This window comes from Bartonella sp. B1098, assembly GCF_944896145.1.
Taxonomy (GTDB): domain Bacteria; phylum Pseudomonadota; class Alphaproteobacteria; order Rhizobiales; family Rhizobiaceae; genus Bartonella.
On record NZ_CALYLP010000005.1, the window covers coordinates 12,339 to 29,577 of the forward strand.

Here is a 17,239-nt window from a genome sequence, read left to right on the forward strand (position 1 = left end):
GCGTGCTCCCTATTTTGCGCCCCCAAATCACAAACGCTGTTCCTTAAACCGCTTGGCAACAATCACCAGTCCTGTACACGCCGCTAAAACCATAATCCCTGCTAACGCCCACTGAATTGGTCCATTACCAACAAAAAAGCCTCCAAATCCTGAACAAGACCCTATAATCGGGGCTAGCGCCTCTATCTTGAAAAGACCTGTTCTCTCCTTCGTTTCTACCCTGTGATAGTTCGAAGCAATGTAAGACCCTTTCGCCCACAAACCGGCTTCGGCTGCTCGACGGTTGGATAATCCCACAAAAGGCTTACCCCCTATCTTATTCCATTTCTGTAATTCACTAGGAACAGCTTCATAATCCCCTTGATTAAGCTTCTTCAACAACGTTGACTTGCTAAAGGCTTTCGTTCCTACGTTATAACAAAACGATACCAATGCCGCGAATTGGCAATCCGTTAATGAAACCGTCACCGATTCCTCAACCGTCTTCTCAAATTGCTTTAAGTCTTCACAAAGAATTTCTTCTGCTTGCTCTTGTGTGATACGCATGCCTTTTTTAACAAGCGGTTGACCGGCATTGCTGGTGTGACCATACCCTATCGTCCAGATACATGCTACATCTCTATAAGCCTCTAAACGTAACCCTTCCCACTGTTTGATAAGCTCTAATCCTTCCTTTGATATCTTTCTCATCTGACCCTCCATAAAAAAAGCCCCACATCTGTGAGGCTGGATTAAAATCTTCTTTTATGATCTTCTATTGGCTATGCTCTTTGATCAACTGCTCGACTTCTTCAACACGAAAGCCAAGTTGAAAAAGCGGTGCATATTCGCTTTCCTGTAATTCATACTGACAACGCTTTTTGACAAAATCTCCATTGAGATCAGACGGCATTTCGGTTATGAGAGCAACCTTATGCGTGTCATCTTCTACCCCCTCTTCTCCTTCACTGAGCTCTTTGATAAAGACCCAATAAAAACGCGTTGATAAAAGCTGCTCTAGCCTTTTTACCGTTTCTTCCCTATCAAATTCGAGCATATTTAGATAATCTTGCTTCGTATTTAAGTGTTCTGGATAATCTATCATCTACCCCTCCTAAACAAAATGACGAGGACGGCTACAACCACGCGCCCCTAATTGGTGATTGTCTCTAGCAGAAGAGACGTTAGCACGTGCAAAATGTCCACTCTCTGCACCATGACTCCAACTTCCGCCTCCTGATAACCACCTCATTTCTAGCCTAGACTGCCCCCTATTCGTTATTTGCATAGGAAATGTTCCGGATAAAAACTGCCAAATATAACCGCAACCATCTTCACACCCTATATGAGAGATCATGCGACGTTTTGCCGTATCAACGTGACCACCTGAAATCTTAGGAGAAGGTGCCTTCTTTCCTACAATACTCGTCTTATCATTACTCCCATGCATAGCAGAAGCAAATTCTTCATCACTTAATAATGACTTATTTACAAGCATCATATCTGTTACATGATCTGTATAAGTACACCCCGTTGTAATTGGAACATTATACGCGGAGCGTGTATTTTCTCCCGTACCTGACTGAAGATAAATATCAACCCAAAGATCTGTAGAGAAGTCGTAAACCATTCCTTCTGGTGAACTATGCGGGCGATGATTGAGACACCAAACAGAGTGGGGTAATATATCCCCTGCACGATAACCCGATAAGAGATGACCAGAAATCGTACCAACATCCACACAAAGCGTATGAAACCCTCCTATCTTGCGCGAATTATTGACGGTGTAATTCCTTGGATACGTAGAGTTTTCCGATACAACAAATTTATGAGACTGTCCTCCATCAGAAACCAAATAAACATAATAATCCTTGCCTGCCGAAAGAGACGGCATGCCTATTCTTGCATCGGCTGCATAACCTACAACCAAAATATCATTGCCTACTCCCAAGGTTAGGGTCGTTCCTTTTTTTACCGTTAATTGCGCTTTGCCTGTAGCTACAAGAAACGGGGTAGAATTTGACAAAACCGTTAAATTAGACTGTTTCAGTAAAGTATTTATCTTTTCTGCTAGCGCTTTTGCTGCTGTTGCTGTTGTTTGAGCTGCCGTTGCTGTTGCTAAAGAACTTTTGAGACCTCCAAGCTCTTGTTTCGTCGTATCAGCAGTTTTCTTTGCTTGCTCCGCAACTCCTTTGGCTTCTTCGGCTGTCCTTTTCGCTCTATCAGCTGTTTCTTTAGCTTTAGTGGCTTCGCCCTTGGCTTGATAAGCTTTTGAATCTGCTGCTTCCGCTTTTTTCTTGGCTTCGTCTGAGTACGTCCGCGCTAAACTTGCTGTAGTTTTAGCATTATCTGCCGCTTCCTTCGCATTATAAGCTGTACTACTAGCGTTATAAGCTATATTTTTTGCGGATTCTGCCTCACTACGAGCTTGCCTCGCATCATTTTCGGCATAGCCTGCTTTTTCCTTGGCTGCCTTCGCTGTTTTTTGTGCCTCTTCTACTTTTCCTTCTAAAGATGTTGCTAAAGACGATGCCTTTTTATCAGCTGCTTCTGCCGCTTTCTGTGCTTGTTCGGCTGTATATTTTGCACTATTAGCTATTTCCTTAGCTTTTTCGGCTTCGCCCTTGGCTTGATAGGATTGTGAATCTGCTGTTTCGGCTTTTTTCTTGGCTTCATCTGCGTACGTACGCGCTAAACTTGCTATGGTCTTAGCGTCATCGGCTACTTCCTTCGCTTTGTGAGCTGTACTCCACCCTTGATGAGCTGTGTTGCCTGAATTTTCCGCTATCTTCTTGGCTTCGTCTGCATATGTCCGTGCTAAACTTGCTATGGTCTTAGCCTCATCTGCTGCTGCCTTCGCTTTATTGGCATTACTCCACCCTTCATGAGCTGTACTTTTTGCCTTTTCTACCTCTCTGCGCGCTTGTTCTGCCTCATGGTTGGCATAACCGGCTGTCTGTTTGGCTTCTTTCGCTATCTTTTCGGCTTCACCCGCTACTGTCTCTACTTTTCCTGCTTTAGTTTGTGCTCCTTCCGCAACCTTCTTCGCTTCTTCCGCTGTTGACTTCGCACTATTAGCTATTTGTTTTAGACTATCCAAGGCTCCTTTCGTTTCTTCTGCTACCTTCTCTACTGCTTCCGCTTTGCTCTTCGCCTCTTCCGCTATGCCCTTCACCGCCTCTACATCAGCCTGCCCTGCCGCCTCTCCTGAACGCGCTGCCGCTTCTGCTGCTTCTTTGGCTATTCGCGTGGCTTCGGTTGCACTCTGCTGGGCTTGCTCTGATTTCGCCGACGCACTATCCGCAGAACTTTTCGCTTCCAAGGCTATCGTTGTGGCATTGCTTGCTTCTTCTTTTGCTTCCTCTGATAGGCTCTTCGCAGATATTGCTGTCTGTGAAGCTTCATTCGCAACTGCCTCTACGCTTTCGGCTTTAGCCTTTGCTGTTTCTGCTGCCTCTTGTGAGCTTGATGCCAACCGTTGTGCCTCTTCCGCTTTAGCCTTTGCTTCACCAGACTTCGTTAAGACTTCTGAAGTTTGCTGGCTTATCTCATCACCTTTCTGCTTGGCTGTAGTGGCTGTCGATAATGCCGTGTCTGCAACGCTTTTAACATCTCCAAGCGTTTGTTTAGTTTCCTCAGCAATCCCCTTGGCATCATGAGCTGTGCTAGATGCCGTATCCGCCGTTGTTTTCGCTGCATTTGCTTCTCTTAATGCTTCATCGGCGGTTTTTTGCGCTTCTGCAGATGATGTCGTTGCTTTTTCTGCTAAACCTTTAACTTCTTCAGAAATCCCCTTGACATCATTGACTGATGTAAGCGCTGTAGAAGCTTTCTCCTTCGCATCACTCGATTCTCTAAGCGCACTTGTAGAGGCATTTTTAGCTTCTGTTGCTAGCTGTTTGGCTTCTTCACAAACACTCTTACTTTCTTGTGCAACTCTCTCTGCTGCCTCAGCTTTCTTCTGAACGGCTTCTGCTAAACTTTTGGATGCTTCACTCCCTTCACGAACCGCTTGTCTATCGGCTTGTAATGCTTGCTCTGCAACTGTCTTAGCCTCAGAAGCTATTTGAGATGCCGTTGTTGCTGCCTGTTGTGCCTGCTCGGCTTTCGTGTTTGCACTATCTGCTACACTTTTCGCGGATTCCGCTAATCTTTTCGCTTCGGACGCTGTTTGGGATGCTTGTTCTCCACCAGATTTTGCCAATTCTGCTACAGCCTTAACAGCTTCAACGGATGATTTGACTTCATCACAAGCTTCCTTTGACTGTTCTGAAAGTTTCTTTGCTTCTTCTGCTGTGCTCTTGGCTTCTCTTGATTCTGTTAATGCCGTATTGGCTGTTGATTGAGCAGAGCTTGCTGTAGTTGTCGCTGTTTCACTTGTTTGCTTGGCTTCTAACGCTGACGTCTTCGCATCTGTCGCCATATTTACTGCTGTTTCTGACGTTACCTTCGCACCATCGGCTGTTTGCTTCACTTCATCACAGGCACTGTTCGCTTCTTGCGCTAATCTTTCTGCTGTTTCCGCTTTAGCTTTCGCATCTTCTGCTAAGCTCTTGATCTCTTCTCCTCCACGGGCTGTTTCACTACCTGAACGCACTGACGCCTCTGCAACTGCCTTGGCCTCTTTGGCTACGCGAGACGCTTCGAACGCTTCTTGTTGTGCCTGCTCTGCTTTCGTTTGTGCACTATCTGCCGCGCTTTTAGCGTCTAAAGCTGTGGTCTTTGCAACACCGGCTTCTCGTTTTGCTTCTTCTGATAGACTCTTTGCTGCTGTCGCTGTTTGTGCTGCATCATCACTCGTTTGTTTTGCTGCATTAGCAATAGTCTCTAAACTTTCTGCTTTATTCTTGGCTTCTTTTGCATTCCTCAACACTTCATTAGAACGCGTTTGGATTTGCTCTGCTGTTTTTGTCAGTTCTGTAACAGAAGCTGTCGCCCGTTCCGATAAACCTTTTGCCGCTTCTGCAATATCCTTGGCATCATCGGCTGTCTGTTTGGCTCCATCTGCCTTAAGACTGGCTTGGGTCGCTACCGTCTTGACTTCATGACACGTTGCTACCGCGGTTGCGGCTACTTGGGACGTCTCTGTCGCTGTTTGGGAAGCTTCTCGCGCTGTTTGCTCTGCACGTTCAGAAATCGTTTTTGATGCATCGGCTAACCTCTTAGCTTCTGTCGAGACATTAACGGCATTCTCACTTACCTGCTTAACCTCTGCAAAACTTTCCAATGCCGTAGCCAGTGAACCTTTCGTACCACTGATTTCCCCTGAAGCTCTATCAACCGCTGCTTTGGTCTCTTCTGCTATGTGCTTTGCAGCATCAGAGGCATTTTGGGCTTCTTCGGCTAAGCCCTTGGCGCTATCCGCTGTCTCTTTTGCTTCATTGGCGATTGCTGTTGCTGCTGTAATCGCTTCCTTCGCTTCACTGGAGGTTGTAAGCGCTACATTAACCGTTTGAACCGTTTTTGTTACCTCTGTGAGCGCTTGATCTGAGCCCCTCTTAGCTTCTTCTGCAACCTGTTGCGCACCATTTGCACGCGCCATCGCTTTTTCTGCCTCTTGCCTTGCATTCACAACCTGTTCTAACGGTGCAAAGGTCTCATACGAATACAAAGAAGCTGTCCCTAAAATCTTCGGAACAACTACACTATCTTGCGAAAGCCCTTCTCTAATTTCCTCTTCAGTCGCTACCGGTATCAGATACTCATGACTATGATCGGGGATCTTCATCTGCTTTCCTCCTTACTCCCTCTAAAGTGCTTCATCCAAAGAACACTCTTTCAAATCCTCAAGATCTGCGCTTAAGCTCTCTAAGCGTTTCTCCATCTCTTTCTGCGAACCATCAAACTCTGTTTTCAAAGCTGTTGTCACTAAATCAACAATCCCTTGAAGCGGCGTATGCAAAAAGCCTCCCCCTGAATACAAAACGACCCGTACTTGGGACGGGTCGCTAAGCTCTGATATCGCAAACGGTTTTAAGGTCATTTCAACTCCTCATGTCTTTATTCCATAAATTACACTCACATTAACGGGGCGCGTTTCAGCGCCACCAACCCTCTCTGACATAAGATGATGTTCATGATGCCCCCTATCATGAATGCCCTCTTTGAGAGGCGTCGAATAATATAAAATGTTCGCAAAGGGACTTCGGATAAACCAAGGCAAGCGAGGCGGCTTATCCTTATCGGTAAACCAAAAGGGAACCTCTTCTTGTGAACCTCCTGCTATTTGGTCAAATTCTTGATTACACCTTTCCAAGGCATCCCCACTCAACCCTACACACTCTTCGTCTAGAGATCTCTTTCGCCTTGTCAAAGAAGATTCAGAAGAAGAAATATCTCGTTTCTTGCGTGAAGAACGGTCAACTGAAGAAGCGGCTCCTATTAAATGTTCATGCGCTTTCAAAGAACACGCTTGCTGACTTGCAAAAGAACGCCAAGGATCTAGACCACGTTCATAATCTGTGCCCCGTAAAAACATTCCCCGAAAATCGGGGACATTAAATGTCGAAACGCCATCTCCTGCTCCCCAAACCGTTCCTATCGCGTCAAACAATGCTCTATACGTTCTTCGCGAATATGCCCCCCCATCACAAGGCAACCAACCTGCCGGCAAGCGTTCCATTGCAAAAGGACCAATAAAACCAGACGGTAGACGTTTTAAGGAAAAAGCTTTCTCCCTTGTTGGATTGAGAATTTGCCAACCGCTTATCTCTTCATCATACACAAGCGTATAAAGACAACCCTCTTGGATCTCGCCTCCCGATAAGGCTAATAAACCGCTTTCTGTCGCCTTATAAACGGGCTTAGCAGCCAAATTATCCAAAGCAATCGTGGTCGCCCCAACGTTTTTACCTTTCGCTTTAAAACAAACCGAGATACCATTCTTATACGCTAAAAATTTCGATTGACTTTGAAGACGTATCGCACTCGTCTTTTGTTCTTGATTAACCGTAACAACCCCCTCAATCACACCCCCCGTATCCGATAAATACTCACTGACTCTTTGCATCATAAAACGCGCGCTGTTATTGACCGTGTTAGGGTGCTGTCCCTCTGACCAATTAATCAAGCTATCTGCCCCACCATTCTCAGAGGCGCTCAAAGACCAATCATAAATCGTTGACATCTTGACCTCACGTCTTAATCCCAAACACAACACTCATATTAATCGGGCGTGTTTCACTGACACCTGAACGAGCCCAAACAACATCACGCATGTGAAGATGGGAATGGGGAAAGGCAAGCACATGATGCAACCGTATATCCTCTGCACGCACACCCAAACGCTCGGCAAGCTTTTCCCTTTGCTGCTCATTCAGCACATACCCCCAGATAATCATCATATTTCCATACCAACTCTCTTCCTCATTGGCATCATTCAAAATCGTAACCGATTGACCTCCATGTTCATGCTTTCTCATAGTGTCATGCTGTAATGTGCCAAGATAACGAAAACGGTCTATCTCGCGATCATCATCAACACCCCGCAAAAACACGCCACGCAAATCGGGAACATTAAACTTCGTCCAACTATCACTGCCACCCCATCTTGTTCTTATCGCTTCATAAAGTGCTGGATAATCACTGCGCAAATAAGCAGCCCCATCACAGACTAACCAGCCTTCAGGCAAAACTTGCATTCCAAAAATCCCTATCGTACCGGTAGGATAAACTGAAATCATTGGTTCTTGTAATAAAGGCAAGGGGGTAGGATTCAAAACATGCCAACCATTATCCCTATAAACCAAACGATAAATGCACCCCTTTTGAAACTCGCCTCCTGTCAAAGAACGCATGCCTAATTCCGTCGCCTTATAAAGAGGCTTGGCAGGTAAAGCATTTAAAGCAATTGTTGTTGCCCCAACATTCTTGCCCTTCGCTTTAAAACAAACCGTGATACCATTCTTATACGCTAAAAACTGACAGTGGCTTTCAAGTCTTATCAACGTCGTTTGTTGTTCCGCATCAACCGTAAAGGTATTTGCAATCATACCACTCGTATCGGATAAATATTCCTTTACGCGTTGCATCATCACACGCGCACTATTATTCACGCTGCTAGGACGCTGTCCTTCTGACCAATCAATCAAATCATCACAATAGGCATTCTCAGAGGCTCTCAAAGACCAATCATAAATCGTCGACATCGTAAAACCTCATGTCTTAATGGCAAACAGAACAGAAACATTCACTGGACGCGTCTCACCTTCACCACTGCTTCTCAAGTCAACCTCTTGATCTTCATCATGGCTATAGGGACTTGCAATATAGCTCCCTAAATTCTCACGCTCTATTCCCATAAAGTTTGCAAGTGCCCCCCCTCCAAACAATCCTAGACGATATCCCAAAACAGCCGTCGTATTCCCATCCCAAAAATCTTCATTGCTCGTAAAATGGGGAAAGGAAAGACTTTGCCCCTGATGTTCGTGTGACTCCATTAAATCTGTTTGCACACTTGCAAAAGAACGCCCTTCATCAATATGACGACCGTCATCAACACCGCGTAAGAACATTCCCCGAAAATCCGGAACATTAAACGTCGTAACACTATTCCCTTCTCCCCAAACCGTCCCTATCGCAGAAAACAGATCACTATAATCACTACGCGAATATGCTCTCCCATCGCAGAGTAACCAACCTGTTGGAAGATCACGCATCGCAAACGTTCCGATAAAACCAGTAGGATAAAGACTGATTTCTTCTTCTAAAGGGATAGAGGTGGGATTAACAAGGTGCCAATGATCTCCACTAAATACCAATGTATAAATGCATCCCTGTTGGATTTCCCAGCCCGATAAAGGACCAATCCCTAAGGCGGTCGCTTTATAAACCGGCTTGCCCTCTAAAGCATTCAGAAAAACCGTGGTTGCTCCAATATTTCTGCCTGTCGCCATAAAGCGTAAAACGATACCATTCTTGTATTCTAAAAACTGTGATTGGCTTTCAAGACTGATCGTACTTATTCGTTGGACATGATCATTCGTCACAATCCCTTCAAGTGTTCCACCCATGTCTAACAAGTATTCCTTGATACGCTGCATCATCACACGCGCACTGTTATTGACTGTGTTAGGGTGTTGTCCCTCTGACCAATCAATTAAATCATCTGCGCGCGTGTTATCCGCCGCTCTTAGCGACCAATCATATATCGTTGACATATTTGTGACCCCTAAACTCCGTAAAATGCCCGCATGAATTGCGTCATCAAAGGATTATCATCTTCACGCTCTTCTTCTTCCAAAGGCTCTTCCTGTGACGCTAGTAATGCCCGTAAAACCTCCAGCAAGTTCTCTCTATCGCCCATACCACCCCGTGCGATAGGGCTTGCTCTATAAGGCTGCCCCCCATACATCTGAAATACACGATTAACAAAATCACTTGCGCGCATTGCGTTATTGCCTGCATTCAAACCAACCGCGCTGCTCCCCCTGCTCCTTGTTGATGGGCTAAATACAGTTCCGCATCTGTAGGCGCCCTTCCCAACAGACGGCTTAAATGATTGCGATTGTCAAGGGTCAACCGCCCCATGGCATCGGCTGCCTGCATAGGGTCAAAACGGTCTTGTAAGCCATATTGCTTAGCGGTGCTGTCTATGAACTGATACAACCCACCCGCAGAAGAACGGGGATTCCTTGCATTGGGATTGCCCCCACTTTCAACTTGCGCAACACGGTATAAATAGCTTTCCGGCAAGCCATACCGCGCCGCTGCCTGTCTTATCGCTTGATCAACTGAAGGGTTATATCTAGCCATAGATTTTGCTCCTTGCAAATCTGCCAGCTTCCCCCATCAATGCCGAAGAAATGAAATGCATTGTCTTCTCAGTCAAAACTCCCTTTTTATGCCAATTTATGAACCTTTGTACCATTTGAGCTACTTCTTGCTGGGTCATACCTTTAACGCCAAAAGTTGCTAACTTTGCTATATCACTTTCAAATATTTGTCTCTCTTTTTGAGGCAATTTTTTAATCGTATCAGATAAAATATTTTGAGTAATTTTTGCCCCAGCACGTGCTGTACTAACTTTTCCGTACGGAATATTAACACCTGTTAAAGGAGAAGCCTCTGGTGTTCCTTGAAATGGCTTTAGTGCTCTTTTCGCCGCATCTTCATAAAATCTTTCATCATCTACAGCTTTTCTGAACGCTTTAACGTTTTTAGGGCTTAAAGACCTGCTAAGATTTTTAGACATGCTACCTGTTTGTAAAATATCCGAAAGTGTATTAATAGGGCGGGATTTTTCTAATATGTCATCGATATAATCTCTCATCCCAACGCGATAGGTATTGAGACCATCCGGCATCGCTCCTTTACGAAGACCTTCTGCAATTCCTTCTCCAGATACATCTCTTTCTGCAATTTTTTTGCCTTGTTGTATTGCTTCTTCAAAACCTTCATATTTTGCTACACTACCACGTGCTACTTTATAAGTAGGAGCAATCTGGTCCGCTATCTCTACTAAATCTTTCTTAAGCGACTGATATACAGAAGCCATGCGTTTATCACCAGAATTATGATATTTGTCGCGAAGGTCATCGAGAGACTTCTTAATTTCATCTAATAACTCCATCGTAGGCTTATAATTAATATGCCTAAAATCTCTAGAATAAAACATTTCTGGCTTTGTATTGCGACGATCTTTCTTTAAGATTTTAACGGCTCGCTCGACAGCTTCTTGAAATGCTTCATGTTCAAAAAGATCATTAAGAGCTGGATAATGCTCTTTGCCTACTGGAATACGATATACTTGCTCATAAATAGGTTGGTATTCTCTTTTTCCCTGCTCTTCAAGCAACCTTTTTAAAACTTTCGTATCTTGGAGAGGAGTAATGTTTTCATCTGCCGATTGACCAATACGGCGGATAGCGTTCTGTACCCTTTCCCCATGAGCATGTTTCAAAAGTTCAGAAACGCGCGTATTTGTTTTTCCCATATTAGCAAGTGATACTTCTAAATTCGGACTAATATCTGTCAAAAATGCATGGCGTGGCGCACTTGCAAGGCGTTCTGCAACATTTTCAACACCATCATCATATAATGTTTTTGCAACTTCCCTAACCGCTTTGGTTTTAACTTCCTTATAAGCAGGATTAAAATGCCTTCTTACAAAAGGAACCTGTTGCAATCCATGTCCTACTTTCTTCAATCCTGAAGAAACGAATGTACCAGCAAGAGAACCAACTGGAGCAGCAACTCCTCCAATAACACCACCAACTCCTGCCGAACCAAGACGACCATAAAAACCATCTCCTGCTCCAGAGCCATGCAAAGCTCCAGAACCTATTCCTAAAAGTGCTGCTTTACCAACATTTCCAAATGTTGATAGCGCAGTACCTGCTCTCAAAAGTCCAAGCCCAGGGATAAATGAGAGTGCTGTTGGTACAAGCGAACCAAGAGCATAACCAATAGAAGACAACACTGGATGTTTTTCTTCCAAGGCTTTTTGGTAAGCACGCTCTTTTGCTACCCTTCTATTGTAAATCTCTTCTGCCCGTTTATCGCCACTCCAATAATCCTTAAAACCCGCTTCATTCGCCGCTTGTATCTCATCACTATATCCTGCTGTCAAACCAGATGCACCATGACTCCTTAGTGCATCCCACCACGTAAGATCTTTATCATCAAATGAAAAATCATCTGTTACTCTTGATTGATTTGCTGTATTTTGTAATCCTTCAACATATAAAGGATAGTCGGCTACATAAACATCATCACCAAGCTCTGGTACACGATCTCCTGGTCGATAATGTTTTCCTGAATTGCTGTGTTTAAGAGGATAATCAGCTACATAAACATCATCACCAAGTTCTGGTACACGATCTCCTGGTCGGTAACGCTTATTGTTCATCATCTTTTTGCCTCCCTATATACTGGAGTACCATTATAATCAACCACTGTTCCAGGAGGATAATTATATAGCTCTTCCCTGCTACTTATCGTTGGCAAGTTTGCACCGCCTCCTTGCGATATCGACTGATTAGAATATTGAGCAGAGGGATTTGAACGCGGTCTTACTTCCATTCCTTTTGATAACCTATAAATTTCCTCATCATTGAGTTGTTTAAAAAGATCAAACATATCTTTAATTTTTAAGAGCGTTTTATGTAGTTCTTCAGGTTTATCGCTAATATCCAAAGAACCATAAGATGCTACCAACCGCGCGCTTTCTTCATTAGATAACGGTCCTACTCCCAATGAGCCATTTTCACTTTGTTTTTTGATTGTTTCAATCACTCGAGTAAAGATACCACCTTCAAGCTGTTTGAACTTCTTTTTTAATGAGTTTGCATCAGATCCTGGAACAAGCAGAGCGAGTGAACCAATTATACCTGCAACCTTATCGGGGTTCTCATCTATAAGTTTAAGAGCATCATTAACTGTACCCATAATGTTATCAATTTCTTTTGCTGCTATAGCAGCAGCGTTTCTCTTATTTATTTCCCACTCTTCTATTTCTTTTTTCTTCTGATTATACTCAAGTTCCTGCATAGACCCCTTAACCGGTCTATATTCAAGTTCACCTGTCTCTGGATTGGTATACGATTGAAAGCCTTCTGGGGTCTTACCACCTGTTAACAGCGCATTAAGCATTTGAGGATTACGTGCCATGACAGCAGCTTCTTCTTCACTGTAGCCTTTAGATTTCAGATACTCGACCGTTTGATTAACTTGTCCTCTTTGTTTATCGCCTTCATTAAGATGCTTCACACCACTTGCAAGCGCATCCCATCCAGAACCACCGGACGGTGCTGCCGACATACCTGAAAAAAGATCTTGAAGCTTTTTATAAAAATCCGATTGTACAAACTTTTCAAAACCAGTTCGTGTATCTACCGGAGAAGCTTGTGACTGTGGAGTTGAAGTTGCCTCTTCTATTATAGGCGTAAGTTGATTAAACTCCTGTGCATTGGGGAGAGGTGAATGATCTCCTACACCAAGTGGTATTTTTACTTCAGGAACCATATAGGGCTCTTTCTTTTCATGATAGATTCCATCAGGAATAATAGAACCTACGTTAACAGAAGAAAGATCCCCTGTATTAAACGGTTGATTAAGAGAAATTGCACTAGGAACAATAGGACCTTGATGCTGCTCTATTACTTTCTGCAACATATTCATCTTATCAACTGGTCTCTCACCAATCTTCGGAATAATCATTCCTAACAGCTTTCGACCATATATCTCTTCATGCTTTTGACGTTCTCTTTCTTCTTGAACTACAGACCACTTATTTTTCGCACGTTGTACTGTAGGTGGAAGGTGTGGACTGATTAAGCCATCAGCACCTATTCTAGACATTCTAACTAAGGGATGTTCGCCTTGATCAGGAGGAATAAAAAAACGCGAAATGTTATTGAACCAAGAACCTTTTTCCATCTTTTTCTCTCCTATACACCAAGTTTTTTGCCTAAAAATGCACCAAAAGGTTTAGAAATATCAGGTATTCCCATGAAACTTGTTGCAAGAGATGCTACAGTTCCTACATTCCTCCAAGGATTATTGCCTTGCACCAGAGAATTCGTACTGTTATTCGTCGTCGTACCGTAATTTCTTGCAAAACCATGACCGGCATTCATCAACATGTTCAGTCTGTTCCAACCGCTATTGTCTTGCTCCAGCCAACGTTCGCGATTGGCATCAACAAGCCGTTGATTATAATTATCAAGCACGCCTCCTCCCTGTATGGCATTAGAATAGGCATTGCCATAACCCTGTAAGAAGTTATTCGAAGCTCCCAACTGGTTTTGATTGGCTTGATCAATCATTGCATTGGCTTGCATCATGTTCTGTACATCTTGATTATACTGGTTTGCTGTAGCACTTGTAGACAAAGCACCAAGTTCATTTGCCAATACATCTGTATGTGCACCAGATCCATAACGACCTGCACCTGCAAAAGAACTGTTAATCGTATCTCTTACACGGTCTAAACTATTTTGAAGAGCGGCATTAAAAGAGGGATTCTGTCCAACCATACCGCCAGAAGCCATTCTTCCAAGATTATTTGCTGCCGACGTTGGATTGTAGATCGTATTCATCAAAGAACGATTTTGATAATGGCTAGGGATACTCCCAAGTCCCCCAATGGCATAGCGCGTCTGATCACTTAACGGCGCAACACGAGGACCACCATAAACATTACCACCCATCCCTGTGTTATACATTTGATGCATCCGCACCACCACGCTTAAAGACATTCTGCATCCAAGAAGGTGGGGCGCTTGTCTGCACCTGCTTCTGTTCTTTTGTTGTTGGTGTCTTGCTCCCCATGTCATAATTCCTTCCTGTAGTAAAGCATCGTTATGCCATAACCTTGCTTGTCTAAAGCGCGCTTCCAACCAAGACGCCCTAAAATCTCTATCTCAAAAGCGCCATTCTCACGCGCCCAATCCTCTACAACTTTTAAATTGTCAATCTGATCAAGAACGCCCTTGCCACTGCATTCACAAATCAAGGCGCGCTTCTTACCCAAAACTGTCTCTTGTATCTGGGTTGTAACAGCCGCTAAAAATCGCTCGTCATCATCCAAAACAAGCCACAACTGTTTCTTGCCACTGCAAATGGCTTCAATCAGTTCTTGTAACGTAACTTCATGTTTGAAACGCTCTACGTAATCACTCAATGACGCAATGATCTCTTCAAAATACGGCGCTATACGCTCCAGATCCCAAGAACTGGTCAAATAGACTTTTGCCATTATCCCCTGCCTAAAGGACGTAAATCAACATTAAAGCCCGTAATCATCGTCCAAGATTCATGTTCTGGAATGCGCAATTTAAAGCGGTGATAACGATTGCGTGAGCGACCATGATAAGCACCTGTGACATAAGAACATATCCTCTCCTTGTGCCATGTGATCGGCGTATCGTGATTACGCAATCTTCTCTCACCAATACTTAAAAGACCTTGCGTCGTATCAACCTCTGCAAATATCTTCGTGATAAAGCTAAAACTTCCATCCGGTGCCCCCATCTCTTGCGAAACAACCGTTGCCTCCATTGGGGCTCCTGTAAACATAACAAGATGATTTTGATCATCAAAAGCCCCAAGGATAGGCGCACCACTTTGCCAACGAGGGCTATCTAAAGAAGCCGGTAAGGACTCAAGATTGATCGAAATCTCATCCAATTGTTCTAAAGTATAACCTGTCGTAAAGACTGGAAAAAATGTGAAAGGCTTTCCTTGTATCGTCGACCACTTTTGCAAACCCCAATCATAAATAAAGGTAGTTTGCTCGTTGTTACCTCTCTTTAAAGACCAGTAAATCCGGTTATCAACGGGGTCTATAACCCCTTGCATCTCATCAAGAGCAAACTTATCAAATGTTTTAAAAACCGTTCTATCAACCTTTTCAAAGCCTATCGGCAAAAGTTGACCATCCAAACTCATCTGATAAAAGCCACCATCACTCGCAAAAAAGGTGTCACTGCCTCGACAAGCTATAGAGGCTGCACTGCGCGCGCCTCGCTTGTCTTGAATCTTTTGAAACGTAAACACTATCTTAGAACCTGGAACAAAGGTTCCTGCATAAACAGCAGAACGCATAAAAATGAGCGGATTGGTCGTTTCTGTTGCCCCTTGGACATATTCTCCATCCGGAAAATCTTGAAAATCACAATTTTTCTGCTTAACAGTCCAATGGGTTGCATCATCCAAACCAGACCAATGAATGCGATTGGGATTATCTGTCAATTGCATCAAACAAACAAAAGGTCCCCAAACCTTCACCAATCCGGCTTTCGGTGGATTGCCCCCTAAATCTTCAAATCTTTCAGAACTGTGGGTATTAAAGACTTGCGGTTTGTCATTTTTATTCACCGCAATAACTCTTTGACCAAACAAAGCAAATGACCATTGATTATCTTCATGCGCATGATACGTCACACCACTTTGACTGATGTCTTTCCAACCCTGCGTTTGACTGTCATAACTATAAAGCTTTTGCTTACCTCCAACAATAATCTTAACACCATTGCCACTTCTAAAAGCTATACAACCCAACGGCTTTTCTTCCAAAGGAACCTTAGAAACAATCGTTGCACTCGGCATAGGAATGTAACCGCCATCTGCCGGTAAAACATTCACAAGGCTATCTGTAAAGCTGCCATTGACAACCGAAATATCCGGTCGATAATCGGCTATAGGAAAATAAACCATGTTAGAAATCCGTTGGAATTATACGCAGTATAATTCCAAAAAACACAATAAAGTCAATATGTTGAGTGTAATTATTTTATATGAATCCACTTAAGAATCCATCCTTTTATGCATGATTCATTTGACCATTTTTTATAAACAATTGCCACGTATGAATAGAGCATAAAAAGCAAATCATGATGCAAATATTATAATGCATGTGTGTATTCAAATGAAATGAAAAGCAGCTATCATTCATAACAGTTTATAAATTTTATGATACGTTTTTATCACTCACAAATCGCATTGTTTTAAAATTTAGTCGTTTTAAATTATCGATAACATAATTTCATGGGTTTAAAGAATGGTATGTATTTTGCTCTTTTTTGAGCGAAACCTTAAAAGGAAAATAATCGTTTGAAACTTTTATAAGCTTATAGATTTTCATTTATTAAGGGCGCATAAAAAGATTTAAAGACAAAATCGTTTTTAAAACGCTTTCTAAAAATTTAGAAAACGATAGGCAGGCAATTATACAGACACTATCATCATAACAGATATAAAATTCAAAATGTTATATCTTATGTCAAAAGCTTTTTTTGACATATGCAAGCAAGCTATCAAAAGACGTTTTAAAAGTTATCGTTTAAAAATACAAAGTTAAATGGGGGCACCTATTAGACAAAGATAAGCAAGCAAAATTCAAAACCATTGTAGCATCATAAAGACATAGGATTTTTCTAAAATTTTAGAAAAAAGCGATAATGTTTAAAGAATGCTCTATTCTAAATTTAACGCCTCCAAAATTGGATTGGTTGATTTTGCCAACTCAAAATTGAGCCGGCTAATTTTTAAAAAGATTAGGTTTTAAAGAAAAGTAAAAAGACGCTTATAAGGACCTCTTTAAGTGAATGTTTAAACGTTTGAAACTGATGTTTTATAACAGTTATCATTTGTTTTTAAGAACGTTTCATTTACGAAAAAACAAAGATCTAGATTTCACAGCAGAGCAAATCTTAAAAGCCTTAGATTTGATAAAAGCGTTTTGATTTATTTAATATGTTTTGATTTTAGACAATGCGTTATTTGAAATTCACTCAACTCAATTTTGAGCTTAGTAGTA

At 42.8% G+C, this 17,239-nt stretch carries 11 protein-coding genes and 2 pseudogenes; all 13 read right to left on the reverse strand.

Going from position 1 to position 17,239, the window contains the following annotated elements; all coding sequences use genetic code 11:
• Positions 1-27: 27 nt before the first annotated feature.
• On the reverse strand, positions 28-690 hold the full coding sequence (locus NNJ85_RS08460; protein WP_254475209.1) for a lysozyme: 663 nt from the start codon (positions 688-690) through the stop codon (positions 28-30).
• A gap of 64 nt (positions 691-754) precedes the next feature.
• The gene (locus NNJ85_RS08465; protein ID WP_254475211.1) at positions 755-1,084 is read right to left on the reverse strand and encodes a hypothetical protein; all 330 of its coding nucleotides are present in this window, start codon (positions 1,082-1,084) and stop codon (positions 755-757) included.
• Positions 1,085-1,093: 9 nt separating this feature from the next.
• Positions 1,094-5,707 (reverse strand): hypothetical protein, encoded by a 4,614-nt coding sequence (locus NNJ85_RS08470; RefSeq protein ID WP_254475213.1) that lies wholly within the window; start codon positions 5,705-5,707, stop codon positions 1,094-1,096.
• Between the two features lie 21 nt (positions 5,708-5,728).
• Positions 5,729-5,962, reverse strand: coding sequence for a hypothetical protein (locus NNJ85_RS08475; protein ID WP_254475215.1), 234 nt, complete (start codon positions 5,960-5,962; stop codon positions 5,729-5,731).
• Between the two features lie 9 nt (positions 5,963-5,971).
• Positions 5,972-7,105, reverse strand: coding sequence for a phage tail protein (locus tag NNJ85_RS08480; protein ID WP_254475216.1), 1,134 nt, complete (start codon positions 7,103-7,105; stop codon positions 5,972-5,974).
• A 7-nt stretch (positions 7,106-7,112) separates the two neighbouring features.
• On the reverse strand, positions 7,113-8,126 hold the full coding sequence (locus tag NNJ85_RS08485; RefSeq protein WP_254473210.1) for a phage tail protein: 1,014 nt from the start codon (positions 8,124-8,126) through the stop codon (positions 7,113-7,115).
• Positions 8,127-8,135: 9 nt separating this feature from the next.
• On the reverse strand, positions 8,136-9,137 hold the full coding sequence (locus NNJ85_RS08490; RefSeq protein WP_254475217.1) for a phage tail protein: 1,002 nt from the start codon (positions 9,135-9,137) through the stop codon (positions 8,136-8,138).
• An 11-nt stretch (positions 9,138-9,148) separates the two neighbouring features.
• Positions 9,149-9,732 (reverse strand): annotated as a pseudogene (locus NNJ85_RS08495) (transglycosylase SLT domain-containing protein).
• Entirely contained in the window at positions 9,725-11,830 is a 2,106-nt protein-coding gene (locus NNJ85_RS08500; protein WP_254475218.1) for a glycine zipper family protein, read from the reverse strand. The pseudogene NNJ85_RS08495 and the gene NNJ85_RS08500 overlap by 8 nt, the downstream one beginning before the upstream one ends.
• Positions 11,827-13,356, reverse strand: coding sequence for a hypothetical protein (locus NNJ85_RS08505; protein ID WP_254475219.1), 1,530 nt, complete (start codon positions 13,354-13,356; stop codon positions 11,827-11,829). Before NNJ85_RS08505 ends, NNJ85_RS08500 begins: the two co-directional genes overlap by 4 nt.
• 11 nt (positions 13,357-13,367) lie before the next feature.
• Positions 13,368-14,250, reverse strand: a pseudogene (locus tag NNJ85_RS08510) (hypothetical protein).
• A 1-nt stretch (position 14,251) separates the two neighbouring features.
• The gene (locus tag NNJ85_RS08515) at positions 14,252-14,677 is read right to left on the reverse strand and encodes a hypothetical protein (protein WP_254475220.1); all 426 of its coding nucleotides are present in this window, start codon (positions 14,675-14,677) and stop codon (positions 14,252-14,254) included.
• The gene (locus tag NNJ85_RS08520; protein WP_254473225.1) at positions 14,677-16,137 is read right to left on the reverse strand and encodes a hypothetical protein; all 1,461 of its coding nucleotides are present in this window, start codon (positions 16,135-16,137) and stop codon (positions 14,677-14,679) included. Before NNJ85_RS08520 ends, NNJ85_RS08515 begins: the two co-directional genes overlap by 1 nt.
• Positions 16,138-17,239: the final 1,102 nt, after the last annotated feature.

Excerpts from the sequence above, each read along its gene's own strand:
- NNJ85_RS08520 (WP_254473225.1), bottom strand. The coding sequence starts at position 16,137 with ATGGTTTATTTTCCTATAGCCGATTATCGACCGGATATTTCGGTTGTC.
- NNJ85_RS08505 (WP_254475219.1), bottom strand. The coding sequence starts at position 13,356 with ATGGAAAAAGGTTCTTGGTTCAATAACATTTCGCGTTTTTTTATTCCT.
- NNJ85_RS08485 (WP_254473210.1), bottom strand. The coding sequence starts at position 8,126 with ATGTCGACGATTTATGATTGGTCTTTGAGAGCCTCTGAGAATGCCTAT.
- NNJ85_RS08480 (WP_254475216.1), bottom strand. The coding sequence starts at position 7,105 with ATGTCAACGATTTATGATTGGTCTTTGAGCGCCTCTGAGAATGGTGGG.
- NNJ85_RS08490 (WP_254475217.1), bottom strand. The coding sequence starts at position 9,137 with ATGTCAACGATATATGATTGGTCGCTAAGAGCGGCGGATAACACGCGC.
- NNJ85_RS08500 (WP_254475218.1), bottom strand. The coding sequence starts at position 11,830 with ATGATGAACAATAAGCGTTACCGACCAGGAGATCGTGTACCAGAACTT.
- NNJ85_RS08465 (WP_254475211.1), bottom strand. The coding sequence starts at position 1,084 with ATGATAGATTATCCAGAACACTTAAATACGAAGCAAGATTATCTAAAT.
- NNJ85_RS08515 (WP_254475220.1), bottom strand. The coding sequence starts at position 14,677 with ATGGCAAAAGTCTATTTGACCAGTTCTTGGGATCTGGAGCGTATAGCG.
- NNJ85_RS08475 (WP_254475215.1), bottom strand. The coding sequence starts at position 5,962 with ATGACCTTAAAACCGTTTGCGATATCAGAGCTTAGCGACCCGTCCCAA.
- NNJ85_RS08460 (WP_254475209.1), bottom strand. The coding sequence starts at position 690 with ATGAGAAAGATATCAAAGGAAGGATTAGAGCTTATCAAACAGTGGGAA.
- NNJ85_RS08470 (WP_254475213.1), bottom strand. The coding sequence starts at position 5,707 with ATGAAGATCCCCGATCATAGTCATGAGTATCTGATACCGGTAGCGACT.